The sequence below is a fragment of the Thauera sp. genome (assembly GCF_034003485.1).
In the GTDB taxonomy this organism is placed as follows: domain Bacteria; phylum Pseudomonadota; class Gammaproteobacteria; order Burkholderiales; family Rhodocyclaceae; genus Thauera.
Genome location: NZ_JAVEYL010000008.1, coordinates 43,898 through 70,642, shown reverse-complemented (window position 1 = coordinate 70,642; position 26,745 = coordinate 43,898). Strand labels below are relative to the sequence as shown.

Here is a 26,745-nt window from a genome sequence, read left to right as displayed (position 1 = left end):
GGCCCGACACCATGACCCCGCCGCCCGCCACCTCAGCGCCGCGCCGCGTGATCCCGATCGCGCTGACGGACGGTCTCGCCCCGGTCAAGCCGCAGCGCCCGCAGCGCTTGCGTTGGGCGCTGCAGGGCGGGTTTTTCGTGCTGTTCATCCTGGCACCCGTCTTCGACCTGTTCCGCTACGACCTCAACGCCGACCATGCCTGGCTCCTCGGCATGGAGTGGCGCCTCGGTCTCGACCCCTTCCTGGCCGGCGAGGCGAACGCGCTCCAGGCCGCGGGCAGCATCATCGTCAACCTTTTCGTGCCCCTGCTCGGTGTCGCGGCGCTGGTCATCGGCGTCGCCTGGCGCTGGGGTCGGCTGTATTGCGGCTGGCTGTGCCCGCATTTTTCCGTTGTGGAAACCATCAATCGCCTGATGGCGCGGGCCTCGGGCAAACCGACCGTGTGGGAACATCACCGCCTGCCGGCCTGGAAGCCGGACGGAACCCGCGCCAAGGTGGACGCACGCTGGTGGGGCATTGTCGTACCAGCCGCGGTGGCGTTTGCCTTCTTGTGGGCCGTGGTGTTGCTGACCTACCTGCTTCCGCCCGCAGAGGTCTATGGCAACCTTTTCAGCGGCGACCTCACCCGCAACCAGTTCACCTTCATCACCGCCGCCACCGTGGTGTTGAGCCTGGAGTTCCTGTTCGCCCGCCACCTGTTCTGTCGCTTCGTGTGTGCGGTCGGCCTGTTCCAGAGCCTCGCATGGATGGGCAACAAGAACGCCATGGTCGTAGGGTTCAAGCGCGACCGCGCCACCGACTGCGCCACCTGCCTGCCCGACCGCCAGTCCGCTTGTGATGCGGTGTGCCCGATGCGGCTGCGCCCGCGCAACATCAAGCGCCACATGTTCACCTGCACCCAGTGCCGGCAGTGCATCGACGCCTGCGCCCAGACTCAGACACGCAACCCCGACGGCCCGCTGCTGACCTGGGTTGCCGACGAGGCTGCGCGTCAGAACGAAGCCGGATTCCGCGCACTCAAGGATCACTAGAACCATGGAAGAAACCGTAGGCCTGCTCTGGCACCGCCTGATCACCCGTGCAGCCGGCGGACATTTTCCCAAGGCCGCCGTCAAGCTCAAGGAGATCGAAAAGGTCGCCGGCGTATTTTTCCGCGCACTCGGTGGCGACCCCGGCCTGCGCGTCGCGGCCGCGACCGCAGACGGTCACGGCGCGCGTCGCAGCCTGCTACAGCGCATCGCCGGCGCCGACGAGCGCATTTCCCGCGGCCGCATGGACATCGCCACGCTGCGCTTGCCGCCCGAGATCGACGCCTTGCCCGAACGTGGCCTCAACCGCGACCTGTACCTCTGGCTCGCCGCGCTCGCTGCGGGCCATGCCGCGGGCGAGCCCGCGGCCGATGCCGCAGCCGATGCGGCCCTTGCCCCGCTGCCCGAGGGCGGGTTCGACGCCCCGGCATCCCGGGAGCTGCGCGAGAACCAGCGCGCCACCCTGCGCGCACTTCAACGCTGGCCCGGCATCGAGACCCGATATCGCCGCCTGGTCGACGCAGTGATCGCCCAGCGCCCAAAGCTCGAAAAACTCCCGCCCGCCGAGGCGGCCCGTGAGCAATTGCTGCGTCAGGCCCTGCATGCGCCAGGCAGCGTCGCCGCCCTTCCCCCGCTGCCGCCCAAGGCCAAGGCCACCCAGCCCATGCTGCTGTGGCTGAGCGACTTTCGCGGCGCGCAACAAGGCGGCCTCACCGGCATGGGGAGCGGCGGAGAGGCCGGCGAGGCCGGCAAGAGCAAGCCCGGCCGCGACACCAGCGAGCAGGCGCATCGGGTCGATCGCCAGGAAAACGCCCCCGAAAAGCACGGCATGATCATTCCATTCCGTGCCGAGAGCCTGTTGTCGGTAGCGGAGTTCATCAAGGTCAAGCGCAGCACCGACGACGACCCCGAGGACAACGCCGCCGACGCCGCAGCCAACCTCGAGCAGCTTTCGATCACCCGCGATGGCGAACGCGTCGCCTCCAAGGTGCGCTTCGATCTCGACCTGCCCTCTGCCGCCGAGGACGACGTCGCGCTCGGTGAAGGCATTCCGCTGCCGGAGTGGGACTACCGCAAGAGCCTGCTGCGCGAGGACCACGTCCGCCTGATCGAGTTGACCCCTTCGGTACACGACCTCCGCGCCGCGCCCTCCCCGCTACCCGAGCACCTGCGCCGCACCGCACGCCGGCTGCATCGCCAGTTCGCCGCGCTGACCCCCGGCCGGCGCTGGCTCAAGGCCCAGACCGACGGTGGCGAGCTCGACATCGATGCCGTCGTGCGCGCCACAACCGATCGCGCCATCGGCCACCACCCCTCCGACCAGCTCTACCTGTCGCTGGAAAAACGCGAGCGCGACCTCGCCTGCCTGGCGCTGGCGGACCTGTCGCTCTCGACCGACGCCTGGATCTCTTCCGAGGCCCGCGTCATCGATGTCATCCGCGACTCGCTGCTGCTGTTTGGCGAAGCGCTGCTCGCCACCGGAGACAGCTTCGCGTTGTGCGGCTTCTCCTCGGTCAAGCGCAGCAACGTGCGCTTTCACCGCCTGAAGGATTTCAACCAGCGATTCGACGACAAGGCCCGCGGCCGCATCATGGCCATCAAGCCCGGGTATTACACCCGCCTGGGCGCTGCCATCCGCCACTCGACGAGTGTGCTGGAAAAACAGACTGCCGCACGCCGCATCCTGCTCATCCTGTCCGACGGCAAACCCAACGACCTCGACCTCTACGATGGCCGCTACGGCATCGAGGACACCCGAGTCGCTGTGGTCGAAGCGCGCAACCGAGGCGTCGTGCCCTTTTGCGTCACCATCGACCGCGAGGGCGCCAGTTATCTACCCCACCTGTTCGGTCCGGCCGGTTTTGCGGTCATCCGCCAGCCGGACGAACTGCCCGCCCGCCTGCCGATGTTCTATGCCCAGCTCACGCGTTGACGCCATGAACCCCTGCGACACTGTGTGCCGGGAGGTACTCCAGAGTGCCTCGCCGGACGATCCCTCCACCCCCGAGCTGGACCGTCTGTGTCGGCTGCTCGGCCAGGCGGCGCTGTTCAACGGGCTCGCCTGTTCCGACATCGCGCGCTTTGCGCGCGGCGTCCGTGAGCTCAAGGTGGCCAAGGGCGACATCCTCTTTCACCGCGGCGACCCCTGCAACGGCTTCCATCTGATCCTGAGCGGTCAGGTCAAGCTCGCCTTCACGTCGGCCGACGGCAACGAGAAGGTCGTCGACATCCTCTACCCGGGCAAGAGCTTTGGCGAGGCCGTGATGTTCATGGACAAGCCCTACGTGGTCATGGCTCAGGCCTTGAGCGATGCGACGCTGCTGCACATCGGCAAGCAGATGTTCTTCGAGGAGATGGCGGGCGATCCGCTCTTCTGCCGCAAGATCATCGCCGGCCTGGCCCAGCGCCTGCATCACCTCATGGCGGACGTCGAGAGCTACTCGCTGCGTTCGGGTCGCGAACGCGTGATCGGCTACCTGCTGCGTGAGGAAGAGCGTGAAGGCGAAGGCGTCGCCGAGGGCCAGGTCTCGATCCGGCTACCGACCAGCAAGGGCACGATCGCCTCCCGCCTCAACCTCACGCAGGAACATTTCTCGAGAATCCTGCATGAGCTGACCAATACCGGACTGATCCAGGTCGAAGGCCGCACGATCCACATCCCCGATATCGGCAAGCTGCGCAAGAGTCTGGGCTGAACTGGCCGCAGGTCGTGCGCGCATCAGGATAGCGGCCGCGGGTGTGAGTTCATGCGTGATTTCCGCCCTTGACCCGCACCGGGCTCAGCCAATAGTGTGTTCGCAAGTTTCTCCACGAAGGCTGCGCCGATGACGGACAAGGAATTCCCGCTTCACCCCCTGCTGCCTGCACGCGAAACTCCCGACTGTGGCCGCTGCCGCACGCTGGAACCCCTGCCCTTCGATTTCAGCATGGCCTTTCAGCCGATTGTCGATCTCGCCTCGGGCGCGGTGTGGGGATGGGAGGCGCTGGTGCGTGGCCTCAACGGCGAGGGCGCAGCGACCGTGCTGTCCCAGGTGACGGACGACAATCGTTACCAGTTCGATCAGCGCTGCCGCACACGTGCGATCGAACTCGCCCACCAGCTCGGGATGTCGACAATGCTGAGCATCAATTTCCTGCCCAACGCAGTCTATGAGCCGCGCGCCTGCATTCGGGCCACCATCGAGGCGGCAAACCGGGTGGGCTTCCCGCTCAACCGGCTGCAGTTCGAGATCACCGAAGTCGAGGAAGTCCGCAACGACGGGCATCTGCGCCGCATTGTCGAGGAGTACCGGGCGATCGGCTTTGCCACCGCGATCGACGACTTCGGCGCGGGCTATGCGGGTCTCAACCTGCTCACCCACTTCCAGCCCGACACCTTGAAGCTGGACATGAATCTGATCCGCAACATCGATCAGGATCCCCGACGTCGGTTGATCGTGCGCCATCTGATCCAGCTCGCTGCCGAACTGCCCTGCACACTGATCGCGGAGGGGGTCGAAACCCTCGGCGAGGCACGCTGCCTCGCCGACATGGGCATCAGCCTGCAACAGGGCTACGTCTACGCACGGCCGGGTTTCGAGACCCTGCCTGCACCCGACCCCGGCGTACTCGCCCGCCTGCTCGCGGCGTAACAGCCGAGCGGCGACGGTTGGCCAGTTCCAACCCCGCGGGCCCGCCCCACCGCCGCCCGGCCTCAACCTTCCTTGCCGTCCACCCGTGCCCGCATCAGGAACGGTGTGTAGCGCCAGAGGTAGAGCAGGAACGCGAGCGACCACAGCGTCGCCGCGGCATGCACGCCGCCGAGCTGCGCCGCGGGGATCAATGCGACCGTCACCACGCGCACCAGCGCGGCGATCAGCACGAGCGCGTAGGCGGCCGTCTCGATCCGCCCCGCCACCAGCATGCGACCGGTGTGGCCGAGCGAAGTGCGCGTGATCATGCCGATGATGAGCCCGCCGGTGGCACCGATCGCCAGCGCATGAACACCCGCCGAGCGCGGCACGACCCCGAACTGGGTCAGGGCGATCAGGGCAAGGCCCAGCGGAATCCACAGGTAAGAAAGGTGCAGCACCCACAGGATCGGCTGGCCCCGGGTAGCCAGCGGATTCCAGCCCCCGAGCCGCACTGCCTGCAGCGTCGCGGCCAGCAGCGAGATTGCACCCGCCCACGCTCCGGCGCCGAGCGCCCACAGCAGCAGCGCCACACCGGTCGCGATCGCGGCCGCCCAGTCGAGGCGCTGGTTGCGCCACTGCTTGATGCCACGTACCGCATTGAAGGTGAACATCGGAATTACGCGCCCGCCGACAATGGTCTCCAGCACCACGACCAGGCCAAGCGCCAGATGCATCGCCATCAGCGGATCGGCGTCGATCACCCCGAGCACAGCGAGATGGAACACCAGATTGGCCAGCGCCAGCATGGCGGGCAGCGCGCCGACGAAGTAGTTACGCTTGCTCTTGGCCTTGATCAGCACCCTCAGCAGCATGCCTGCGGCCACCGGCAGGAAGGCCAGATCGATGATCGCCACCCAGACCCCGCTACCGAAGGCCATCGCCAGCCGACCGGCGAGCCATACCGCAGCAAGGACCATCAGCGGTTTGCCGTCGGGGGTGTCGAGCCCCGTCCAGTTGCGCCCGGCGGTGAACAGGAAGCCGATGATGACCGCGACCGCGAAGCCGAAGATCATCTCGTGCGCATGCCACCAGATGCCGGGCATGGGCAACTCGATCGCGCCCGAATAGGCGACCGACCACACCGGCACGGCGATCGCGGCAAACAGCGCTGCCAGCAGGTAGAAGGGCCGGAAGGCCAGGGCCCACAGCGAAAAGGTTTCAGGTGGGATGCGTTTACTTGTCGGTTCGTCGAGGCGAATCAGCGCCATTTTTTTCTCGGTCGTGCAATCGGGGTTGATGAAGCGGTGTCGGAATCAGCTCCGGCCACCCGCGGGCGGGCTCAATGACTGGTGCCTTCCTCGCGGCTGATCTTGTTCCACACGTTGTACTTGCCCACCGGCTTACGCATCGGCAAGCGTTTGACCTCTTCCAGGGTCTGGGCGTCGAAGACGATCACGGCGCCCTGGTCCTCCCACAGGCTTGCAAGCGCGTAGCGCCCGTCGCGGGTGAATTCGATATGGGCGAGCGTCTTGCCGGGCTCGCCGGTGATCTCCTTGACCACTTCGAGCGTCTGCTTGTCGATGACTTGCAGGATGTGCTTGGCTTCCGGGCTCATCATCGAGTCGACGAAGGCGTAGCGGCTGTTGCCGTGGCTGCGCAGGAAGAAACCCGGGCCGCGGGTCGGAATGCGGCGGATGACCTCCCACGTCTTCATGTCGATCACGGTGACCTCGCCCGCCTTCAGGTTGGTGCTCGCCATCACCGTACGCGGCTTGGCATCGGGGCCGGCGGCCGGATCGGTCCATTCCCAGGTGATACCCGACCCGAGGTGCGGCATGCCGTCGAGCGGCAGGTTGGCGATCTTCTTGCGTACATCGAGATTCACCACCTGACCCACGCCTTCACGCGAGGCACCCATCAGTTCGGAGTAATCCTGGGTGAAGAAGAAGTCGTCGAGCACTTCCTGCAGGATGGTACGGCGCGGGTTCAGGTAGCCGGGGATGAACGTGCCTTCGCGCTGGGTGTAGTCGTGGATGTAGCTGATCGGGATGTCCTCGACCGCCTTCGTATAGCTGATTTCCCACACTTCGGCGACATCCTTGAGCGCCGCGATGAAGGACTGGCGAGGAGTGGCGTCGTACACGGCAGATACGCGCGAACTGATCTTGCCGTCACGGTCCTTGGCCTCGATCGCCTTGATCAGGTTCAGGTCGCCGTCGAGCAGCACCAGGGTGTGCGGAAGGTAATTGGCCACCGCGACGTGAGTTCCGTCTGGCGACACGGCAACGTTGCGGGTGTTGATGCCTGCGCGCACTTCGGCGACCACCTTCACGCTCCACATATCGTACTTGGTGATCCAGCCGTCACGCGAACCGAAGAAGACGTAACGCCCCCCGGCGGCAAACTTCGGTCCGCCGTGCAATGCAAAGCGAGACTGGAAGCGGTGAATCGGCTCCAGTCTGTCGCCATCGAGCACGCTGACGTGATGATCGCCGGCCTCCACCACCAGGAACAGGTTGAGCGGATCGGCATCGAACACCGGCTTGTCCGACAGCGTGGCCGGGTCCGCATGGACGATGCGCGAGGCGCGGATGTCGTCGTCGGTCCAGCGCGGTTCGGGCACGACCGGGGTGTAGATCCAGTCGGTGATCGCGGCGATCTCCGCCGGGCTCAGTTGCGCGGCGAAGCCGGCCATCTGGGTGGCGGTGCGGCCCTCGGCGATCACCTTGACCGCTTCGGTCTTGCGCAAACGGCCGAGGTTGTCGGGCAGCAGCGCGGGGCCCATCGCACCGAGGCGATTGGGCGCGTGGCAGGCGGCGCAGTGTTGCTCGTAGAGCTTGGGCACATCGATGCCGGCGGCGGCGGTTTCAGCCGTCGCAGGCTGCGCGCCGGCTTTGCCCGGCGATGCGGCGGCGGGCAAGGCCGCCAGACCACTACCCAGCGCGAACAGGCAGGCCAGGGTCGAGACACGCAAGTTCATGCCGACACCTTGTTGATGCGGGTCCACGGCGTGGTGACGACGCGCTCGGCGCCGTAGTCGGCGGCACTCACACCGATCTCGTCATCGTCGAGATAGCAGGCGGGGTCCTCCGCCCACGGGTTGCCGGTGACCTGCTCGGCGCGCACGCGCGAGCTGCCGTTGCAGATGTCCAGATACTTGCACGCCCCGCAGCGCCCTTCGAGCTTGCGCGGGTGCTGCTTCAGACCGGCGAGCAGCGGGTTGGAGAGGTCGTTCCAGATCTCGCCGAAGGCACGCTGGCGCACGTTGCCCAGCGGCACGTGCCACCACATGGTGTCGGGGTGCACGATGCCGAGGTTGTCGATGTTGGAGACATTGACCCCGCTCGCGTTGCCGCCCCACTGGCGCAGCTTGGCCTCGATGTGCGCCGCCTTGTCGGGGAAGCGGCGCTGCACCCAGTGCAGCAGGAAGGGGCCGTCGGCGTCGTTGTTGCCGGTGACGAAATCCTTGTCGATACCGCGCTGGTGCAGCTCGAGGCAGGTCTCGAACAGCAGCTCCATGGCCTCGCGGGTAGTGCGATGGTGCGCATCGCCGGCACGGTTCTTGTTGCCGCGCCCGGCGTAGTTCAGGTGTGAGAAGTAGAACTTGTCGATGGCCTCGTCCTCGACCAGCTTCAACAGCGCCGGCAGGTCGTGGGCGTTGCCCTCGGTCATCGTGTAGCGGACACCGACCTTGATGCCGCGCTCGCGGCACAGGCGGATACCGTGCATCGAGGCCACGAAGGCGCCCTCTTTGCGGCGGAAGTGGTCGTGCGTCGCGCCGATGCCGTCGAGGCTGACGCCGACGTAGTCGAAGCCGATGTCGTCGATCGCGTCGATGTTGGATGCGTCGATCAGCGTGCCGTTGGACGACAGGCCGACGTAGAAGCCCATGGCCTTGGCGCGGCGGGCGATGTCGAAGATGTCGGGGCGCAGCAAGGGCTCGCCGCCGGAAAGGATCAGCACCGGCACACGCGCGGCCTTGAGGTCGTCCATGACCTTGAACACTTCCTGCGTGTTCAGCTCACCCGGGAAGTCCTTGTCCGCCGAGATCGAGTAGCAATGCTCGCAGGTGAGGTTGCAGCGCCGGATCAGGTTCCAGATGACTACCGGACCCGGTGGATTGCGGCGCGGGCCGGCCGGCGTGGGGTGATCGAGCTCACGGATGAATTGGGAGATGCGGAACATGGAGGCCTCCTGAATGCCACCCATTTCACCCGAGCCGCCCGCGAATGAAAATGATGCGCGTCAAGGGTGCCGATGAGGGGTGCAAGACCGCGCGCGGTGCTTGCCGAGCGCGTTCAGCCGCCTATCCGCAGCCCGGTCTTCTTCAGGATCCCCGCCGAGAACAGTACGTCGCGGCTGCGGCAGACGCCGGGAAACTCGGCCGCGATCAGCGCGGCGATCTCCTCGACCCGCTCGAGCGCCGCCTCGCGGCTGGCGGCGTGCACCATCGCGAACAGGTTGTACGGCCAGTCGGGCAGATGGCGCGGACGCCGGTAGCAGTGGGTGACGAACTCGAGCGCACCGACGCGTTCGCCCACCGCATCGATCACCGCGTCGTCAACGTCCCACACGCTCATGCCGTTGGCGGTGTAGCCGATCGCGTAGTGGTTGGGCACTGCGCCGATGCGGCGGATGCGGCCATCGGCGAGCATCGCCGCCAGGCGCGCTCGCACCAGCGCTTCATTCACGCCGAGTCCGGCAGCGACCGCGGCATAAGGCCGAGGCACCAGCGGCAGCCCGCCCTGGGTGGCGAGCACCAGGCGGCGGTCGAGTTCGACGAGCTCGCCCGCGTGTGCCATCGGAGAGCCGGATTGTGCGAGATCCGCTGCCTGCGTCGCGCTACCCTGTGCCATCACGCCTCCAGCCTCATCTCGACGAAGTACTCGCGCTCCTTGGGGAACAGGTGCACCACGAGCCCGGTTGCGGCCTCGATGCGGCGCCCGCACTCGGCGATGCCATCACGGGTCTCGGTGGCGAGCACGAACCACATGTTGAGCGCATGCTCGCGGCGATAGTTGTGCGCGACCTCCGGAAAGGCATTCACCGCCTCCACCACTTCAGCCCAGCGCGCCTCGGGCACCGCGATCGCCGCCAGGCAGAACGCGCCACCCATGCGCTCGATCTGGAACATCGGCCCGAAGCGCGTGAGCACGCGGTCGTCGAGGAGCGACTGCAGGCGGGCGATGACCTCCGCCTCGGCGAGGCCGAGCACGGCACCGATGTCGGCGAACGGGGTCTCGGTGAGCGGAAACTCGCCCTGCAGTGCGTTGATCAGGCGGCGGTCGATGTCGTCCGGCGCGCGTTTCGCGGCCACACCGCGCCGGCCCGCAGACTGGGCCGCCGTCTTGCCGGACTCAGACATCGACGAGATCCTTTGCGCCCAGGTAACGCGCGCCGGTCTGCTTGAAGCGCTTGCAACTGAACAGCACCTCATGCGGATGACGGTCGAGCCCGAGGCGCGCGCCAAGCTCCTCGCGCGCGGCAAGCACCTCCTCGCGCGCGCTGCCGTGGATCATGCAGAACAGGTTGTAGGGCCAGTCGGGCTGCACCCGGCTGCGCCGGTAGCACAGCGTCACCGCCGCTTCGCGCGCGAGCTGGCGACCGAGCGCGGACACCTGGTCGTCGGGCACGTCCCAGACGCACATCGCGTTGGCTTCGAGACCCAGCTCATGATGGCGCACCACCACGCCGAAACGGCGGATCAGGCCGTCATTGAGCCAGCCTTCGATGCGATCGATCACCGCCGTCTCGTCCAGCCCCACCGTCGCCGCCAGGCGTTCGAAAGGACGCGGCTCGAGCACCAGCCCACCCTGCAGCGCAGTAATCAACTGGCGCTCCACCGCGGGCAGCTTGCAGCCGTCGTCGCCGTTGGCGATCGCGATCGGCTCGCCGCTCGAGGTCGCCCCGTGCGCCCTGCGCCCCTGCGCGCCCGCCTTGAGGTCGAAGCCGAGGTCGATGTGGAACTCCTCTTCCAGCGGCAGCACGATCACCGCGCAACCGGTGTCGCGCTCGATGCCGGCCACGACCTCGTCCAGATGCGCGCGCGAGGCTGCGGTGACCACGAACCAGAGGTTGTAGCGGTGCTCACGCTGATAGTTATGGTTGATCGAGGGGTCGCGGCTGACGCGCGCGGCCACTTCCTCCAGGCGCTCGGACGGCGCAGCCAGCGCCGCGAGCGCGCTCGCCCCCAGGCGGCGCGGCGCGAAAACCGCGCCCACCCGGCTTACCAGCCCCTGCCCCATCATCTCCCGGTAAGCCGCGAGCACCGCTTCCTCGCTATCGCCAACTTCCTCCGCGATGCGCGCGAAAGGCCGCGAGACGAGCGGGAAGTCGCGCTGCCATTCGTTGAGCAGGCGGAAGTCGGTTGCGTCGAGCGCTTCCGGCAGGACGAGCTGGCGCGGCATCAGAATCCCGTGCGCGCGGCGCGCGTGGTGAAGAAGATGCCGCTCGGGCTCGCCGAGTCGAATCCGCCGATCCGCTTCTTGGTCGCGGTATCGAGGATCACCACCTTGTTGTCGTCACGCGCCGACAGCCAGACCTCGTGCCCCTTGGACAGGAACTCCATGTGCAGGATGCCGCGCCCGGGCTGCAGTGTATCGGTGACCGTGCCGGTGACGGTGTCGATCACCTGCACCCAGCCGTTGTCGGGGAAGGCGAAATTCACCCAGATTTCGCGTCCGTCGGGACGCGCCATCGCGAACACCGGCTGGCTCTTGACCTTGATGCGGCCGACCTCTTCCCAGGTGTCGGTGTCCACCACCAGCACCTCGTGGCGACCGATCGCGGGCAGATACGCCTTGCCACCAGCCACCGACCAGCCGCGCAGATGCGGCATCTTGAACACCGGCAGCGGCTGCTCGCCACGGCCATAGCCGGACAGGATCTTGCGGCTGCCCTTGTCGAGATTCCACAGGTCGATCAGCGCCAGGCCGTCCTCGCCGAACAGGCCGGCGATGTAATAGCGCCCGTCAGGCGTGACCAGCGCGTCATAGGGCTGCTTGCCACCCGCAAACCGTTGCGTGACCGGCTTTGCAGGGTCCGAAAAGTCGGTGATGCGAATCTCGCCGGCCTCGAACAGCGAATAGATGAAGCGCTTGCCCGAGAGATCTGCAAGGCCGACCACCTTGGAGCGCGTGCCATCTTCGGTCGTCGCCGGTACGTCGGCGACCAGCGCCAGGGTGTTGGCGTCGAAGGCCTTGATGCCGCCCGGCTCGTAGTTCTGCACCACGACCAGGCTGCCATCGTGCGAGATCGAGCCGCCGATGGCGTTGCCGGCCTGGACCACGCGCCTGGCGATCTTGCGCTCGAGCAGATCCACCTTGGTCAGCCCGCCATCGCGGCCGAAGACGAAGGCGTAACGCCCATCGCGCGAGAACACGACGGACGCATGGGAAAGGTCGCCCAGACCGCCGACGGTTTCGAGCACGCTGCGGCCGGTCGTCTCGATGACCTTCACATTGCCGTCGGCACGCTCGATGACGACCCCGAGATCGCCCGAGCCCCGCAGCGCAGCAGGTGGCGTGGTCGAGCACGCAGACAGCAGCACGACCATCACGGACAAGACCACGCCCCACAACGCGGGCGGCGCTAGACGAACTTTCTGGGAAGACATGAGAACTCCGACTTCAGGGCCGGGGCTTGTGCCCCAAGGTAAAACATCTCTGCGCAGGCGTGCGGCAGAGCGGTCAGTTCATGCTGCGCGCTTGCGGCAGTCCTGCATCAGGCGGGAATCCACGCAGCAACTGATCGACGATCCATTGCGCCTCGGACTCGGTGACGATGGTGCTGAAGGGCGGCATCGGCGTCCCGGGCCTGCCGCCCATGATCGTTGTGACCAACCCCTCGGCCGGCTTGTCCGCAAGGGCCTCGGTCGTGAGCGCAGGGCCCAGGCCGCCCTTGAGCGTCAGCCCATGACAGGAACCACAGTCCTGGCGGACGATATGGATCAGCTCGCGCGCGCGCTGGGAATCGGGCGCCACCGGGGGCGTGTCGGACGCCGAAACGAGGGCGGAGACGACGGCCGCACCGATCAGGACGACAACGTGAGCAACGAGGGGCGGGAGTTTCATGCTGTTTTCCAACGGCGATGCAGTCGGGCAAAGAATGGCCTTTCGGCCCGCATGAAACCTTGACTCGAATCAACCCTGAACGGCATGGGGTTGTAGCCGTGCCGCCCCCCGATGCACGAGCGTGCTTACTCGTCGACGATCACCACGCCCAGCATCTCGGGATGCGGACCGCAGCGATACTCGAAGCGTCCCGCTTCGGGGAAGACCCGTGACCACTTCTCGCCCGGAAAGAAGCGCTCCGACTCTTCGCTACGGCCGATGAAAAGCACCGAATGACTCACGCGCTTCTCATTGTTGGTCCAGGTCACCGTGTCGCCCTTGCTGATGCGCAGTTCGGCAGGGCTGAAAGCGTACTTTTCGACCACAACGACGTGCTCGGCCGCCACCGCGAGCGCCGAGAAACCGAATGCGAGGAGCGAGCCCGCAAGCCTTCCGTAAAGCGATCTGGCGTTCATTCCTCTTCTCCTCCTCGTCACCGGATCAGCATAGCAAACAAAAAGCGGAAGTCCGGGCCTTGTCCGCCCGGACTTCCGCTCGGAGACGTTCCGCCCGCCGCAGCGAACGGAAAGCCTTGCGCAATTACTGCTTGGCCGCCTTCACATGAGCGTCGGCATCGATACCCAGCTTGTAGCCGAGCGACACATGGTGGAAGCGTCCTGCCGCACTGTCGTCGTGAATGGCGAAGCCGAAGTTGTAGGCCTTGCCCGACTCGAGCGTCACATCGCCCTCGCCACCGGCGAGCTTGCGGGTGAAGACGACCGACCAGTTGTCGCCGTCCTGCTTGCCTTCAGCGCTGACCAGGGCGCTACCGCCCTCCATGACGCGCTTTTCGGCAACATAACCGTCGTAGCCCTTGTTCTCGCCGCTACGCCACTGGTAGAGGTCATAGAACTTGCCTTCCGCGAGCGAACCGCCCTTCACGTACTTGGTCTTGGCCTCGTCGGCACCGGGCATGGTGCGCGAGTCGGTGTGACAGGTGGCCCAGCAACCGCTCTGATCGGCCAGGTCGACCTTGCCGCCGGACTCGAGCATGAACGCGATCTTGACCGGGTTCTTGTCGTCCATCTTGGCCGCGCCGGAAGCCGCCGGCTGCTTCCACGAGAAGCGCAGATAGAGGTTCGCACCGTCGTGTGCGGCCTGCACCTTCACGGGAATGAAGGCAGCCTTGCCAGCGATCGGAGTAGGCTCGATCTTCTGACCACTGGCCATCTTCTTGCCCATGTCGGCGATTTCCTCGCTGTGGCAGTCGCCGCAGGTCTCACCCTTCTTGATCCCGCGCGCGCCACCATGCTCCGTACCCTTCTGGATCCATTCCAGTGGCGATACGCCGGGATAGAAGAGCGTGAGATCCTGCGCCTCGACCTTGCCCCAGTCGGGCGCGGCAGCCAGGGCCGTACCTGCACCGAGTGCCAGGAATGCGCCCACGGCGCCAGCAATCATGGTTTTCTTCATATTCGTTTCCTCACTGTGCTTGGGTTGGCGTCTGATGCACGAGGGGTGTTACTCCTCGTCTTCCTCGGTCATGCCTTCCGGCTTGTGGTGCGCGATGCCCTTATGGCAGTCGATGCAGGTCATCTTGTCCTCGATGGCCATCTCGTGCTGCTTGCGTGCGCGCTGCTTCTGGGCGTCCTTGTTCATGCTTTCGAAGCTGTGGCAGTTGCGGCACTCACGCGAATCGACCGCCTTCATGCGTGCCCATTCGCGCCGCGCGAGCGTCAGTCGCTTGGCCTCGAACTTCTCGGGTGTATCGATCGTGCCGGTGATCTTGCCCCAAACCTCACGCGAGGCCTGGACCTTGCGGATCATCTTGTGCGTCCAGTTCTTGGGCACATGACAATCGGAGCACACCGCACGCACGCCCGTGCGGTTGTTGTAGTGAATCGTTTCCTTGTATTCCTGATAGACGTTGTCGTACATCTCATGACAGGAAATACAGAACTTTTCGGTATTGGTGGCTTCCATTGCGGTGTTGAAACCGCCCCAGAAAAGCACACCCAACACAAAACCAACAGCCAACAGTCCGCCCAGCGATTTCTTCGACGGGCGGCGCAGGCGCGCAAAGAAGCCGCCCGAATTTTCTTGTTTGAGGTTGTCGCTGTTCTGGTCAGACATGGAGTTCATCCCTCATAACCCCCGCGCCGAAGCGCGGGGGTGTTCACACTAAGGTCGAGCAGATCGATCAATAGACGTCGTGCATGGTGTTGTACACGTTGAACTTGCCGGTCGGCGTGACGATGGCCGGGTCGGTGATGACCTTCTTCACCTTCAGGGTCTTGTCGTCGTAGATCACGATGGCCGACTGGTCGGTCTTGCCGCCCCACAGCGAGATCCAGACTTCGTCACCCGCTTCGTTGTACTCGGGCTGCACCGCGCGACGGATCGCCTTGCTCTCGGGCAGACCCGAATCCTTGGCAACGTCGAGGCGGACCGGCTCTTTCTTCAGATCGGCCTTGTCGAACACGAACACGGCTTCGGCGAGCTCACGCTCGGGGTTCATCGGCGCGTCGGCCCAGAAGTTCTTCGACTTCGGGTGGGTCTTCACGAACAGGTTACCGGCGCCCGGCATCTTGAGCTCCTGCACCACCTTCCAGTTGTGATCCTTGTACTTGGCGTACTGGGGATCGTCGGAAGCCGTGGAGATCAGCGACACGACCGCATCACCGAGGTGACCGGTCGACCAGACCGGGCCGAATTCCGGATGGACGAAGTTGGCGCCACGACCCGGGTGCGGGATCTTCGCGGTATCGACCAGCGCGGCGAGCTTGCCCGTCTGGGTGTCGACCGCAGCGATCTTGTTCGAGGCGTTGGCAGCGACCATGAAGTAGCGGCCCGAAGCGTCCCAGCCACCGTCATGCAGGAACTTGGCGGACTCGATGGTGGTGGTCTTCAGGTTCTTGATGTCGCTGTAGTCCACCAGCAGGATCATGCCGGTTTCCTTGACGTTGACCACCCACTCCGGCTTGGTCAGCGAGCTCACGATCGAGGCCACGCGCGGCTCGGGGTGATAGTCGCCATCGACGGTGTTGCCACGGGTCGACACGACCTTCATCGGCTCGAGGGTCTCGCCGTCCATGATCGAGTACTGGGGCGGCCAGTAGGTGCCACCGATCAGGTACTTGTCTTCGAAGCCCTTGAACTTCGAGCTATCGACCGAACGCGCGTCCGAACCCAGGCGCACGGTAGCGACCGTGGTGGGCTCTTCGTAGAACATGTCGATGATGGTGGTCAGGCCGTCACGACCAACGGTGTACACGTAGCGACCGGAAGCCGACAGGCGCGAGATGTGCACCGCGTAGCCGGTGTCGAGGATCTTCCAGATCTTGTGGGTGTCGCCATCGACCAGGGCCAGCTTGCCCGCGTCGCGCAGCGTGATCGCGAACACGTTCTTCAGGTTGACCGTGTTCATCTGCTTGGTCGGACGCTTGTCAACCGGAACGAGAAGCTTCCAGCTGTCCTTCATGTCCTGCAGCGAGAACTCGGGCGGGATGGGCGGCTCGGCCTGGATGTAGCGCGCCATCAGGTTGATCTCTTCCTTGGTCAGGATGTCGTCGTAGTTGACCATGCCGCCTTCGGTACCGTAGGCGATGATCTTCTCGAGACGATCCGTGCCGAGCTTGAGCGTGCCGCCCTCGAGCTTGGTGCCGTCCGGGGCAGCCTTGGTCCAGTGCGGCTCGAGGTTCTTGCCGGTGGCGCCCTTGCGCAGCACGCCGTGGCAGCCAGCACAGCGCTCGAAGTAGATGAGCTTGCCCTGTTCCATTTCTTCGGCGGTGAGCTTCGGTGCATCCGCAGCCCAAGCACTGCTCATGGCCAGCGGCAGGATCGCCATTGCGAGCGCCGAACCAATCAGATGTTTCTTCTGCATTACCCTCTCCTTACACGACACGGGATGTGAACCAACGGTGTGATTGCAGTATGGTTTTTCTCGGGAGGCCTCATCCTTGATGTGAATTAATTTTCCCCACGATCGCTGGGGATAAAGTTCCGTAACGCTGGAATCCTTGCCGGACAGGACGAACACCGCCGCCAAGTGGTTCGGAAATGGCCCCGCACGAGGCCGAACAAGCGGTTTCACGCAACCCTCGAGACGGCAGTGGCCGTTTCCTTCACATCCGTTTTTTTCGCCCGAATACCGGAGCCCCGACATGTACGCAGGAAGTCACCTATCAGACGCTTTGCCATCCAGCAGCGGCAAGGAACGCGGTTTCCGATCGACATCCGGTGCTCGCGGCCGCGACGGCGCGTCGGGGACGACAAGCGCAAACAAAGGCCAGGGCGGCAAGCGCCGAGCGGGTAAGGTGTTTCTCGTCGGCGCCGGCCCCGGTGATCCGGAGCTGCTGACGGTAAAGGCGATGCGTCTGATCACACACGCCGAGGTGGTGGTGTTCGACCACCTGGTGGGAGACGCGATCGTGGCGCTCATTCCGGCGTCCGCGCGTCGAGTCTATGCCGGGAAGGAGGCAGGCAATCACGCCCTTCCCCAGCACCAGATCAATCAATTGCTGGTCGATCTGGCTGGCGAGGGTCTGAACGTCGTGCGCCTGAAGGGCGGAGACCCGTTCATCTTCGGGCGCGGCGGCGAAGAAATGAATGCTGTTCTTGCAGCCGGGCTGGAATGCGAGATCGTTCCCGGCATCACCGCCGCCGCAGGCGCCGCGTCCTGTACCGGCATTCCCCTGACACACCGCGAACATGCGCAGACGCTGATATTTGCCACCGGGCACCTCAAGGACGACACGGTCGACCTCGACTGGGCCGCGCTCGCCCGCCCCAGGCAGACCGTCGTGATCTACATGGGTCTCGGTGCGCTCGACATCATCTGCGAACGCCTGATCGCCCACGGCCTGCCCGCGCGCACACCGGCCGCCGTCATCCATGCTGCAACCACCCCCGGGCAGTGCGGCGTTCACAGCACCCTTGCGCGCCTACCCGCCGCCGTTCGCGAGGCAGACCTCCGCACCCCGGCTCTGATCATGATCGGTGAGGTCGTGGCCCTGGACCCCGGGCTCCTGCTCAGGCGCGCGCTGACCGCCACTGCCTGATCAAAACGCCGAAGGGCACCCGTGCGGCCTGGCCAACGCAGCCACAGCCACGGCCACCGGCTCCGGGTAGAATGACGCCTCTTCGCAGCGCAGTGGGGCGCATCCAGGCATGGCCGACGACAACCAGTTCTTTCGCCCGATCCGGGATTTTTACCAGCGTACCGTCGTCAGCTGCTCGGCAGATGACGCCCTGGTCGACATCGTCGCGCAAATGCGCGCGCGCAGCATTTCATGCGTGGTCGTCGTCGCCGAAGGCAAACCGTATGCGATCGTCACCGACCGCGACTTGCGCAACAAGGTCGTAGCCACCGGCAAGGATCCGGCAAGCCTGTGCGTGGCCGACGTGATGAGCACGCCACTGGTCACGATTGCCGAGGATGACGTCCTCTACGAGGCGCTCTACCGCATGTCGCGGCACAACATCCATCGCCTGGTCGTGGTGGATCAGGCCGGCGTGCTCGCCGGCATCATCACCGTAACCGACATCCTTCGCCTGCAGGCGCATTCCCCCCACCAGCTCGTGCTGGACATCGAGAAGGCAGCCTCGATCGATACGCTGCGCGAACTACACCAGCGCATCCAGAAGCTCATCATTCACCTCGCTGGAACGGGGATCGCGATCCGCGAGATGGTGAAGCTGATCGCCAATCTCAACGATCAGGTGGTGATCCGGCTGATCCATCTGCTGCGCTCGGAGAAGTACCCCGACCTCACCGACGACTTCGCCTTCGTCGTGATGGGCAGCGAGGGCCGCGGCGAGCAGACCCTGTCCACCGACCAGGACAACGCCATCATCTACGACGACGCCCTGAGCGACGCCGAACTCGCCCGGCTCGAGGCCTTCTCGCAGGATCTCATCGATGCGCTGATCTCGATCGGCGTACCGCCCTGCCCCGGCGGCATCATGGCCAAGAATCCGGAATGGCGTCGCAGCCTGTCCGGCTGGCGTCAGGCGCTCACCCGCTGGCTGTCCACGCCGACGCCCGACAACGTCATGACCGGCAGCATGTTCATGGACCTGCGTCCGCTCTACGGTCGCGCCGATCTGGTCGATGCGCTGCGCACGCACGCCTTCCATTACATGGCCAACGAGCAGGGTTTCCTGGTGCGCATGGCCCAGAACATGACGAATTTTGCGCCCCCACTGGGCTGGTTCGGTCGGATCAAGGTGGAGAAGTCCGGTCCCAACCGGGGTCGGATCGACGTCAAGAAAGCCGGCATCTTCGCCATCACCGACGGCATCAAGACCCTCGCGATCGAGGCCGGACGGCTGCAGGGCAGCACGCACGATCGCATGGAGGCGCTGGTCGAAGCCGGTGTGTTGAAGCCCGAGCAGGTCGCCGATCTACGGGCCGCTTTCGACTTCCTCGTGCTGATGCGCCTGCAGGGACAGGTCGAGGCCCTGCGCAGCAACGCCACGCCCAGCAACTACATTGCGCTCGAACACCTCAACGCGATGGAACAGGGAGAGCTGCGCCTCGCGCTTGAAGGTGTCGCCAAGTTCCAGTCCTTCATCCAGCACCACTTCAAATTGCAGTTGCTGCGTAACTGAGCCTGAGCAAGCCCTTCAGTCCTCGACCAGCAGGCGATGCACACAGATCGCAGTGGATCGCGGCCGCACCGTACGGCCGCACGCCTCCAGGTGCGCGCGGGTGAACGCGGCGCCGAACAGCAGGATCAGTGACGAATAGTTCACCCACAGCAGCAGCAGCACGAGCGATCCGGCTGCGCCGTAGGTGGATGCGGTGGCCGTCGTCGACAGGTAGATGGCGATCAGCGCCCGTCCGAGCGCGAACAGCAGCGCGGTGACGAAGGCGCCCAGCAACACATCCCGCCAGCGCAGCACGACGTCCGGCAGAACACGAAAGATCGTGGCGAACAGCAACGTGATCACCGTCAGCGAGACGACCCAGTCCAGCCCGAGGACAACCGGCACCGGCACCGGGAGCCAATCTTCCGCGAACGTGACCACGCCGCGCACGAGCACGCTCAAGGTAAGCGACACCAGCAGCACGAAGCCGATCCCCAGCACGACGGCCAGGGAAAGCAGGCGCGTTTTCAGGTAGATGAACACACTGCTGCGGGTGGGTCGCGGCGCCACGCCCCAGATCGCATTGAGCGCGTCCTGCATCTGGGTGAACACGGTCGTCGCACCGAACAGGATCGCGGCAAAGCCCGCGATGGTGGGCAGCAGGCCACTGTGCTGGATGCGGCTGTTTTCCACTGCGGTCTGGACCGCAGCGGCGGCCTCGGGCCCGATGACCACCTGCAGGTGCTCTGCAATCCGGCCCTGGGCCGCGCTTTCGCCGAGTACGAGCCCGACCAGCGTGACCGCGACGATCACCACCGGCGCCACCGAGAATACGGTGAAGAAGGCGAGCGCCGCGGCATGCATGAACACCTGCGCCTCGAGCCACAGCGTCACGGTGGTCTTGATGACCGCAGACCAGTACTTCAGGACGGAAACGAATGGGCCAGCCATGGGCCGATGTTACCGCCATCTCGACATCCCAGTCTTGCACGGCACAGGCACAGCGGTGCCATGTCACTTCTCGCCCTGCCGAAAGGGCGAGCTCAGGCCGAGGCGGATGTCCTCTCGACGCTGTCGAAGAACACGCAAGCACCCGCCCGTGCCTTGGCGAAGTACATGGCTGCGTCGGCGCCCTTGACCAGCTCATCGCCGGTCGCGCCATCGCCCGGGTAGACGGCGACGCCGATGCTCGCGTGCACGACGAACTGCTGACTGTCGAGCGCAATGGGCTCGGCGATGTTGGCGGACACCAGGCCGGCGATTCGTTCGATGTTCTTCTTGCCCTGCGGATTCACCAACAAGTAGAGGAACTCATCGCCGCCGTTGCGGCACACCGTATCCTCATCGCGTGCATGCAGTGAAAGACGCCTCGCGACCTCCTTCAAGACCGAATCCCCAGCCGCATGGCCGTGCGTATCGTTGATCTTCTTGAATTCATTGAGATCGAGGAACATGACGGCCAGCGTCCAGTCATGACGCTCGGCGAGCGCTATGGCGTTCGACAGTCGATCGTCGAAGAGCTCACGATTCGGCAGGCCGGTCTTGGCGTCGTGCAAGGCCCGGCGCCGGGCTTCTCGTTCTGCCTCCAGTGAAATCACCAGGGCTGCCTGAGTATCGGCGAGGATTTCCCTGGATTCGGTCAATGCGATCGCGGTATGCGCAAGATCGTCGATCCCCTGGGCCAGGGTTTCGGTCACTTCATGGAGGTCGTCGGCGCATTCCTGGACCCTGCTCTCGACGGTCGCACTGGCGATCAAGGTGGCGTCCGCCGCCAGCACAGTCGTGCCGGCGGCGATCTGTCCCTTGATGACCTCATTCGCGCTCGCCAGATCGTCTGCGCACGCCTCCACCTTTTCCTTCACGTCGTGGCTCTTCTCCAGCGCCAGATCCAATGCATCGGGGGCCTCCGTCCGGCCCTTCTTCAAAACCCGATCCGATGTCATTTCATTCCTTTGATGGCGTTGCGGCAACCAGCCTGGAAAAGCGTAGAACGCTACTCCCACTCGATTATAAATAAAAAAAATATCACTTTATAATTCAATTGCTTGTGTGCACAAAGCGAATTAATGCCATGGAAAATGCCATTCCAGCCTGATTCAACAATGAGTCTGCGCTTCGCCACAGAAGATTCAGCCCCCCCGCCGGCGAAAATACTCTTGAAGCCTAAGGTAGCGAGCATCTTCCGCAAGATTTGGCGCGGCTCGCACGATTTGTTCCAAACACTGCCCTAGCTCCCGGGGTACCCACTGTTGGTCACTGATCACTACATTGAGCAATAGCAGTGCCTCTGTAGAGAATCGTTCGCACAGGCCAGATTCGGCAAGTAGATGAACGACGTAGTGCGGATGTTCAATGGATTGTAGCCAGTCCTGCACCGCCGCCAAGGCCGCCGGAAACTCGCCTCGGGCAGCAATGACCAACCGTGTCAAAGACTCAGCGATCCGCGGGGTGGCCAAATCGCGGGACTTTGGCCAAATCTGTTGCCAGAAAGGCTGAGCACGATTTTTCCAATAGTCCTCACGTTGATCGGCAGCACCTTCAAGCGCCTGGGAAAGCGCCTGTGCTGACTCCTCTAGACCTTCTTGTGGAAGCACACTTATCGCGGCTCGGAACTCATCTACGGTATATCCTTCGGTAGGGCCCAAGGCCGCGTAAGTCAGGAAGGCAGCGAACTGCTGGCGGTGTTCGCCAAGATCGGCATAGTGGTTTGCACAATCCAAGAACTGCGACTTAAAGGCTGTCAACAACGGTTGGTACAAGCGCGGCGACCAGAGAAAGCCCTCCCACACGGCTTTCGCTTCGATGGGATTGTTCCAACTGAACAATGGCAAGAGGTGCTGTTCGGTCCAAGGGCGGTCCACTCGGAAAAATGCGATCAACCGAGAACCCAGCAGTACCCGGCCGTGGCGGAATCGGTCCACCTGAACATCGCACAATGTAGTGAACATGGGCCCGAGGTCATCGGGAAGCAGATCGCTGTCGTTCGGGTTCTGTTTGAACCACAGGTTGATTAGGGCCTGTGCGACATGCCCTATGGGGTGGTTAATCGCCTCCGTGACAGGTTGGTTAATTGGTTCACCGTTACGTGTCATCCCCGTACCCACGTCAATCGGCAGCGCCATAAAGCGGCAGCACAGCTCCACCATGATGTCTTCGTGGCAGTTGATCGACTTGGATGCAGCTTCCATCCACCACGTTACGCCGTGGGCGATTTCCTGAAGTACGGAATCGGGCATGGTCTGCACCAGCGGTGCGGCGTATCGCCAAGAGCGCACCACCGCACCTTCTTCGGCCCAGGCCTGCAGCGCTTCACGCCATCGATTTGCGGGCCACTTGCCATCCTGCGCGAGATCGCATAGCGCTGACAGAGTGTGGAAGAAGCGCGTGCGGCAAACGTCGCGCCACGTATCTTCATAGAAAGGCCGCCGTTCCGGTGGTGGCTTTGTGAGCCATTGCACCAGTTCCCGCCGCTTGCGGGGGGCAATGTCGACATCCCGACTGTCCTCGTAGTCCGGATCACCGGTGCCACTCATCCAGTGCGAGAACTCGTCACGCTCGTTCGTCGCCAGTTGCCATTGTGGGTAGGTATTGGAAATTTCCGCCAATCGTGCCGCCGCAGACGCTCCCAGTACGACGCCCGATGTGTTCAGTTTGGCCAGATGCAGCCAGACCGAGCGGGCCACCAAGTCTTGCCACCGATCCTCCTCCAAATCGTCCCGGTACATCTCACGCGGCGGGCCCGCCAAAATGGCTGTCTCCAGGCGTTGCTGCTCGGTTCCTGTCAAATGCCGCCCCTGCAGGACGAGCAACCTGAACACCTCCCGCCCCGTGTCTGTGGACCACAACCACCACGCGTCATCGGCCAAGAGCCAATTCACCCACTGCACGGGCGGGATGCAACCATCCTGACTGGCAGCAAACAGGGCAAGACGTTTGAAAGTGGGGTATGGCAGTTCAAACCAGTTCTGCGCGATGCGTGTCGCACGCGCGCTGTCGTTGGCACGAACCGCAAGCCATGCATCGCGCAGCAATTCGATCAGGCTCACCCAGTCCCGGAACCCACGGTTCTGCCAGTGGGGCGTGATGGATGGCAGATCCCAGTGTGATCGGTCGCTGTGGTCATCAGCCTCTCCCAACTCACGCAGCAGGTCCAGTGCATCACGCAACAGCTGTTGAAAATCATCCAGCAGTAGCGGTAGGGCCGACGTCCAGTGCTCGTCAGCCAAATCGTGCAGGGCGGAATGCACGTGATCAGCGGCCAGCGCGAGTTCCCAGTCCACCAATTGCTTGATCCGTGTGGGCTCGTCAGCGCTGCTCGAATCGTCTTCACCCCAGCGAAACGGCTTCTTCAAGACAACCTTGGGTGCGAGCAACTCGCGCAATTCCAATCGCCATGTGGCGGTCAGCCCTTCCCGCTTAAGACGTCCTTTCCAGCGATACAAATCGGGATCGTGCCACGGCGATTTCACTCTGCCACTGAGCAGCAGGCGCCACAAGGTGCACATCAAGGGGCCCGGAATGGCCATCGGGGCGTGCAAGCGGATTTCATCAAGCTCGGAGGTTTTTCCCTCACGTTCCAGTGACGCGAAGCGATCCAGCTCGTGTTCGATCAGCCACGGCCAACGGTCGTGCAATTGCCCACCACGCTCCGCAATCCAGATGACCAGCCTTGGGTCATCCAGGTGGCGCACCAGCCATCGAGCCAGATGGAACATCACGTCATCCCACTGGCTGCCAGTGATGCCGCCGGAGGCAAGCAGCATCGGCGGTGCGCGGTCGTAGGGCGCGGGCCGTCGAACCAGGCTGAAGCGCAGCTTGTTGTCCACTTCGTCACGGGGCTGCACGCCAAAGCGAGACAGATCGGCGTGTCCAAAATGTTCATGCGCGAAGGGCTCCAGCAGCCAATCCAGTGAAGGAGCGGGATTGAAATCGGCGAAGCGTTTCGCCGGTAAGCCTGATTTGTCCGACAAGGCCCAAAGCATCCGCCCGACGAAATCGTCCTGCTGCGTGCTCTCCTGTGGGCGTGTCAGGGCGTGTTTAACAACGATGGCTTCTTTGCCCTGCACGCCGTCACGGTAAGTTTCTGCCCAAGCGTGCAGGGTCTGGTGCAGCGCGGAATGGTCATAGGTGCCAGGGGGCACAGTGTAGAGAATGGGGGTGACACCCTTGGCTTCCCATTCGATGGTTTTTCGGTGCTCTTGCCCCGGTTCGCAATCACCCAGCGCCCAGGCCTGAGGTGTGACTTCGCCCAGCATCCGGTCCGCCGCCAGCGCATCCATCATGTAACGCAGCACCGGGTCGTTGATGCTGTAGCCCACAAAGCAGACCACGTAATTGCGGAACAGCTCGCTCACAAAGCGTGCCGCCCAGCGTTCCGTGAGGTATGCCAAGCCAAAGTCGCCGCTGGTGACCACCAGCCGGTTCAGTGCTGTATCGTCCGTTTTTTCCGGCAACAGTCCGTGCAGGTAGACCAGTCCGTTCCAGCGGCTGTTCTTTGGAATCGGCAGCATCGGGGCTGCGTAGTCTTGAAACATTTGGCCAGTGCGTTTGGCCGCCACGTGGAAGATGCGGTCGAAGTTGGTGGTGACCAGCCGTAGCGCGCCCTCGCGGCTGCGAGCCAGACGCAACAGTGCCGCCTGCGTATCAGTAGCACCCTTGCGGCGGAGCTTCGGTTTCAGCGCCTGCGCCAGCTTGCTTCGGACAGCCAGTCGTTGGCCCGGCAGGCGTCTCTCCAGCAAATCGAGCGTGGCATCGAACTGTCCGTGCTCGAAAGCGTCTCGCTCAATGTCATTGGGTGCTGTGCCATTCAACTGGTAGATCTGTTCCACTAGTCCCTTGAAACCCGGCAGACCGGCAGGGTAGGAAATGCCTGCACCGCAGAAGAACACGACGCGACCTTCCTCGTGCGCCTGCAAAAGCGCATCCGGTATGTCGGGACCTTGGTTAATGAACTGCATTCAGCGCCCTCCGGTACATGCGTCGCCAGAAGCAGCACCGCCTTGAGTTCGTGGGCGGTAGTGCGTCCCGTCTGGAGAGCAGCGGAGCAAGTTGATCCATTGACGGTTGCCAAATGATGGAAAATTGACGGCAATACTAACAGTCAGATTGCATTTCTAGCGATGCTCGACAGGACGGTTCTTGACGTTCAAGAAACTCGGAGCGATTCATACCTGAGTTTTCACTGCACATCGGGACCTGAACAAACTGGAAGGGAATACGAATAAATTATGACTCCATGGACGTTAGATGATCTCCGTCGGCTCGACCTGAAATATGCAGAGCAAGGCACCCACGTCCATCAGCGGCCATTCCGTGCTGCGATGGAGCTCCTTGGCTCCAACTTCGTCATCGGTGCCGGCGGCAACCCCGAAGCCAAACGGATCATGGACGCCTACGCCGCCATGGTGCCCGAGGTCAATGCGAGTTGGCCAGGCGCTGGCATCGGTTTCGCCGCATCCGTCGATCAAGTTCGCAAGCTAACCTTCCCGGTGGTATTCGGCCACGTGTCGATCCAACCTTGGCAGGTAGCGGGTTTCTCCAGCATCGAGGAATGGTGGGCCTGGTGCCGGCAGGATCAGGCGATCGCGGGGGCAGTAGCTTTCGCGGTTGCCGACCTCCACGATTTTACGAATGGCATGAACGAAGTCGAGCAAGAGAACCCAGCGGCGACCACACTTTGGCACATGGCGCGGTCCAATCTGGAGGATGTAGCGAATACCCTCCCAACGACATTCAGCCATGACTCGGTGATTCAGCCGATTTGCATGGTAGCTGAACTTTCGATGAAAGCGGCCCTCGTCCGCGGCGGAGCCGACCCGGACTCCTTCAGAAAGGGCAAGGATGGTCATAATCTTTCGTCACTTGCCCGCCGCATGGCGGACGGGCGCCCACACCGCGATGACCAGCGCATTCAAGCCATCGTTGGCGCACTTCCGCCCTACGTCGAAAGCCGATACAAACCAGCGGGGTTGAAACGACTGCAGGTGGTAAAGCTCGCTTTGGGCGTGCAGTTTATCGCCGCATCAAGTTTGCGGCGCATGGCCAGCGCGGATCTTGCGTTCCAAATGGAAACCGACGAGTGGCCAGGCCCACGCCAGCCATTCCTCATTTAGCAAGGGACGTTTTCCGCACGCCGCTCCCTGGGGCTTGCCTAATTGCCCCTCAAGAGTCAAGTCTGGGCATGCCACGACTCCGTTGGAAGAATCGTTCACCGTCTTCGGCACCATGACCGATCCGAAATTAGGCGCTATATCGTCAGAAACGCCGGCCTTCAGCAATCATGCGGATTGGTGGAGCGTGCCGATCTTCAGCATGCGGAGATGGCCGCCGGTGCCGTTTGACTCTTGAGGGGCAGTTTTGACTGATGAGGGGCGCACAGCGCCTTTCCAAGCTGCGGGCACCAGCAATCCCATCTGAGGAGGCGGCAGGTCAGACCCTCAAGAATCAAGTCACCTACACTTG

At 63.8% G+C, this 26,745-nt stretch carries 22 protein-coding genes; 7 read left to right on the top strand and 15 right to left on the bottom strand.

Annotation, left to right across the window (positions count from 1 at the left end):
- Positions 1-11 precede the first annotated feature (11 nt).
- The 4 genes from RBT54_RS06120 to RBT54_RS06105 all read left to right on the top strand — a co-directional run bounded on the left by RBT54_RS06120 (position 12) and on the right by RBT54_RS06105 (position 4,660).
- Positions 12-1,031 carry a 4Fe-4S binding protein gene (locus RBT54_RS06120; RefSeq protein ID WP_320365195.1) on the top strand — a complete coding sequence of 340 codons (1,020 nt, stop codon included), beginning with the start codon at positions 12-14 and terminating at the stop codon, positions 1,029-1,031.
- A gap of 4 nt (positions 1,032-1,035) precedes the next feature.
- A complete protein-coding gene (locus RBT54_RS06115; protein WP_320365193.1) occupies positions 1,036-2,961 on the top strand; it encodes a nitric oxide reductase in 1,926 nt (641 codons plus the stop codon).
- Between the two features lie 4 nt (positions 2,962-2,965).
- Complete coding sequence (locus tag RBT54_RS06110) at positions 2,966-3,724, top strand: Crp/Fnr family transcriptional regulator (RefSeq protein ID WP_320365191.1); 759 nt, start codon at positions 2,966-2,968, stop codon at positions 3,722-3,724.
- 129 nt (positions 3,725-3,853) lie between these two features.
- Complete coding sequence (locus RBT54_RS06105) at positions 3,854-4,660, top strand: EAL domain-containing protein (RefSeq protein WP_320365189.1); 807 nt, start codon at positions 3,854-3,856, stop codon at positions 4,658-4,660.
- Positions 4,661-4,722: 62 nt separating this feature from the next.
- Here the strand turns inward: RBT54_RS06105 and RBT54_RS06100 are convergent, their stop codons facing one another.
- From RBT54_RS06100 to RBT54_RS06045, 12 genes are all read right to left on the bottom strand, one after another.
- The gene (locus RBT54_RS06100; RefSeq protein WP_320365187.1) at positions 4,723-5,910 is read right to left on the bottom strand and encodes an NnrS family protein; all 1,188 of its coding nucleotides are present in this window, start codon (positions 5,908-5,910) and stop codon (positions 4,723-4,725) included.
- A 71-nt stretch (positions 5,911-5,981) separates the two neighbouring features.
- Positions 5,982-7,622: a cytochrome D1 domain-containing protein gene (locus RBT54_RS06095; protein ID WP_320365185.1), complete on the bottom strand. Its 1,641-nt coding sequence runs from the start codon at positions 7,620-7,622 to the stop codon at positions 5,982-5,984.
- Complete coding sequence (gene nirJ / locus RBT54_RS06090; protein ID WP_320365183.1) at positions 7,619-8,827, bottom strand: heme d1 biosynthesis radical SAM protein NirJ; 1,209 nt, start codon at positions 8,825-8,827, stop codon at positions 7,619-7,621. Before nirJ ends, RBT54_RS06095 begins: the two co-directional genes overlap by 4 nt.
- Before the next feature lie 113 nt (positions 8,828-8,940).
- Positions 8,941-9,444 carry an Lrp/AsnC family transcriptional regulator gene (locus RBT54_RS06085; RefSeq protein ID WP_320365332.1) on the bottom strand — a complete coding sequence of 168 codons (504 nt, stop codon included), beginning with the start codon at positions 9,442-9,444 and terminating at the stop codon, positions 8,941-8,943.
- Between the two features lie 53 nt (positions 9,445-9,497).
- Positions 9,498-10,007: an Lrp/AsnC family transcriptional regulator gene (locus tag RBT54_RS06080; RefSeq protein WP_320365181.1), complete on the bottom strand. Its 510-nt coding sequence runs from the start codon at positions 10,005-10,007 to the stop codon at positions 9,498-9,500.
- Complete coding sequence (locus RBT54_RS06075) at positions 10,000-11,049, bottom strand: AsnC family transcriptional regulator (protein WP_320365179.1); 1,050 nt, start codon at positions 11,047-11,049, stop codon at positions 10,000-10,002. Before RBT54_RS06075 ends, RBT54_RS06080 begins: the two co-directional genes overlap by 8 nt.
- Positions 11,049-12,257 carry a cytochrome D1 domain-containing protein gene (locus tag RBT54_RS06070; RefSeq protein ID WP_320365178.1) on the bottom strand — a complete coding sequence of 403 codons (1,209 nt, stop codon included), beginning with the start codon at positions 12,255-12,257 and terminating at the stop codon, positions 11,049-11,051. The genes RBT54_RS06075 and RBT54_RS06070 overlap by 1 nt, the downstream gene beginning before the upstream one ends.
- A gap of 73 nt (positions 12,258-12,330) precedes the next feature.
- Entirely contained in the window at positions 12,331-12,714 is a 384-nt protein-coding gene (locus RBT54_RS06065) for a cytochrome c (RefSeq protein WP_320365177.1), read from the bottom strand.
- Between the two features lie 125 nt (positions 12,715-12,839).
- Entirely contained in the window at positions 12,840-13,169 is a 330-nt protein-coding gene (locus RBT54_RS06060; RefSeq protein WP_320365176.1) for a plastocyanin/azurin family copper-binding protein, read from the bottom strand.
- A 124-nt stretch (positions 13,170-13,293) separates the two neighbouring features.
- A complete protein-coding gene (locus RBT54_RS06055) occupies positions 13,294-14,166 on the bottom strand; it encodes an ethylbenzene dehydrogenase-related protein (RefSeq protein ID WP_320365175.1) in 873 nt (290 codons plus the stop codon).
- 48 nt (positions 14,167-14,214) lie between these two features.
- Positions 14,215-14,826 carry a NapC/NirT family cytochrome c gene (locus tag RBT54_RS06050; RefSeq protein WP_320365173.1) on the bottom strand — a complete coding sequence of 204 codons (612 nt, stop codon included), beginning with the start codon at positions 14,824-14,826 and terminating at the stop codon, positions 14,215-14,217.
- Positions 14,827-14,893: 67 nt separating this feature from the next.
- Positions 14,894-16,576 (bottom strand): cytochrome D1 domain-containing protein, encoded by a 1,683-nt coding sequence (locus tag RBT54_RS06045; protein ID WP_320365171.1) that lies wholly within the window; start codon positions 16,574-16,576, stop codon positions 14,894-14,896.
- A 280-nt stretch (positions 16,577-16,856) separates the two neighbouring features.
- On the opposite strand from RBT54_RS06045, the gene cobA reads away from it, so the two are divergent.
- Together cobA and RBT54_RS06035 are read left to right on the top strand one after the other, a co-directional pair.
- Complete coding sequence (cobA, locus tag RBT54_RS06040; RefSeq protein WP_320365168.1) at positions 16,857-17,753, top strand: uroporphyrinogen-III C-methyltransferase; 897 nt, start codon at positions 16,857-16,859, stop codon at positions 17,751-17,753.
- Positions 17,754-17,862: 109 nt separating this feature from the next.
- Entirely contained in the window at positions 17,863-19,305 is a 1,443-nt protein-coding gene (locus RBT54_RS06035) for a DUF294 nucleotidyltransferase-like domain-containing protein (protein ID WP_320365166.1), read from the top strand.
- A 15-nt stretch (positions 19,306-19,320) separates the two neighbouring features.
- Here the strand turns inward: RBT54_RS06035 and RBT54_RS06030 are convergent, their stop codons facing one another.
- From RBT54_RS06030 to dsr1, 3 genes are all read right to left on the bottom strand, one after another.
- Entirely contained in the window at positions 19,321-20,235 is a 915-nt protein-coding gene (locus RBT54_RS06030) for a YihY/virulence factor BrkB family protein (RefSeq protein WP_320365164.1), read from the bottom strand.
- A 92-nt stretch (positions 20,236-20,327) separates the two neighbouring features.
- Positions 20,328-21,209, bottom strand: a complete 882-nt coding sequence (locus RBT54_RS06025) for a GGDEF domain-containing protein (protein WP_320365162.1) — start codon at positions 21,207-21,209, stop codon at positions 20,328-20,330.
- 204 nt (positions 21,210-21,413) lie between these two features.
- Positions 21,414-25,241, bottom strand: coding sequence for an anti-phage defense-associated sirtuin Dsr1 (dsr1, locus tag RBT54_RS06020; RefSeq protein WP_320365160.1), 3,828 nt, complete (start codon positions 25,239-25,241; stop codon positions 21,414-21,416).
- 270 nt (positions 25,242-25,511) lie between these two features.
- Between dsr1 and RBT54_RS06015 the strand changes: the two genes are divergently transcribed.
- Positions 25,512-26,396, top strand: coding sequence for a hypothetical protein (locus tag RBT54_RS06015; RefSeq protein WP_320365158.1), 885 nt, complete (start codon positions 25,512-25,514; stop codon positions 26,394-26,396).
- The last annotated feature ends 349 nt before the right edge of the window (positions 26,397-26,745 follow it).

Excerpts from the sequence above, each read along its gene's own strand:
- RBT54_RS06070 (WP_320365178.1), bottom strand. The coding sequence starts at position 12,257 with ATGTCTTCCCAGAAAGTTCGTCTAGCGCCGCCCGCGTTGTGGGGCGTG.
- RBT54_RS06120 (WP_320365195.1), top strand. The coding sequence starts at position 12 with ATGACCCCGCCGCCCGCCACCTCAGCGCCGCGCCGCGTGATCCCGATC.
- RBT54_RS06050 (WP_320365173.1), bottom strand. The coding sequence starts at position 14,826 with ATGTCTGACCAGAACAGCGACAACCTCAAACAAGAAAATTCGGGCGGC.
- RBT54_RS06030 (WP_320365164.1), bottom strand. The coding sequence starts at position 20,235 with ATGGCTGGCCCATTCGTTTCCGTCCTGAAGTACTGGTCTGCGGTCATC.
- RBT54_RS06060 (WP_320365176.1), bottom strand. The coding sequence starts at position 13,169 with ATGAACGCCAGATCGCTTTACGGAAGGCTTGCGGGCTCGCTCCTCGCA.
- RBT54_RS06105 (WP_320365189.1), top strand. The coding sequence starts at position 3,854 with ATGACGGACAAGGAATTCCCGCTTCACCCCCTGCTGCCTGCACGCGAA.
- RBT54_RS06035 (WP_320365166.1), top strand. The coding sequence starts at position 17,863 with ATGGCCGACGACAACCAGTTCTTTCGCCCGATCCGGGATTTTTACCAG.
- RBT54_RS06055 (WP_320365175.1), bottom strand. The coding sequence starts at position 14,166 with ATGAAGAAAACCATGATTGCTGGCGCCGTGGGCGCATTCCTGGCACTC.
- RBT54_RS06110 (WP_320365191.1), top strand. The coding sequence starts at position 2,966 with ATGAACCCCTGCGACACTGTGTGCCGGGAGGTACTCCAGAGTGCCTCG.
- nirJ (WP_320365183.1), bottom strand. The coding sequence starts at position 8,827 with ATGTTCCGCATCTCCCAATTCATCCGTGAGCTCGATCACCCCACGCCG.
- RBT54_RS06080 (WP_320365181.1), bottom strand. The coding sequence starts at position 10,007 with ATGTCTGAGTCCGGCAAGACGGCGGCCCAGTCTGCGGGCCGGCGCGGT.
- RBT54_RS06045 (WP_320365171.1), bottom strand. The coding sequence starts at position 16,576 with ATGCAGAAGAAACATCTGATTGGTTCGGCGCTCGCAATGGCGATCCTG.
- RBT54_RS06065 (WP_320365177.1), bottom strand. The coding sequence starts at position 12,714 with ATGAAACTCCCGCCCCTCGTTGCTCACGTTGTCGTCCTGATCGGTGCG.
- RBT54_RS06015 (WP_320365158.1), top strand. The coding sequence starts at position 25,512 with ATGACTCCATGGACGTTAGATGATCTCCGTCGGCTCGACCTGAAATAT.
- cobA (WP_320365168.1), top strand. The coding sequence starts at position 16,857 with ATGTACGCAGGAAGTCACCTATCAGACGCTTTGCCATCCAGCAGCGGC.
- RBT54_RS06075 (WP_320365179.1), bottom strand. The coding sequence starts at position 11,049 with ATGCCGCGCCAGCTCGTCCTGCCGGAAGCGCTCGACGCAACCGACTTC.
- RBT54_RS06115 (WP_320365193.1), top strand. The coding sequence starts at position 1,036 with ATGGAAGAAACCGTAGGCCTGCTCTGGCACCGCCTGATCACCCGTGCA.
- RBT54_RS06085 (WP_320365332.1), bottom strand. The coding sequence starts at position 9,444 with ATGGCACACGCGGGCGAGCTCGTCGAACTCGACCGCCGCCTGGTGCTC.
- dsr1 (WP_320365160.1), bottom strand. The coding sequence starts at position 25,241 with ATGCAGTTCATTAACCAAGGTCCCGACATACCGGATGCGCTTTTGCAG.
- RBT54_RS06095 (WP_320365185.1), bottom strand. The coding sequence starts at position 7,622 with ATGAACTTGCGTGTCTCGACCCTGGCCTGCCTGTTCGCGCTGGGTAGT.
- RBT54_RS06100 (WP_320365187.1), bottom strand. The coding sequence starts at position 5,910 with ATGGCGCTGATTCGCCTCGACGAACCGACAAGTAAACGCATCCCACCT.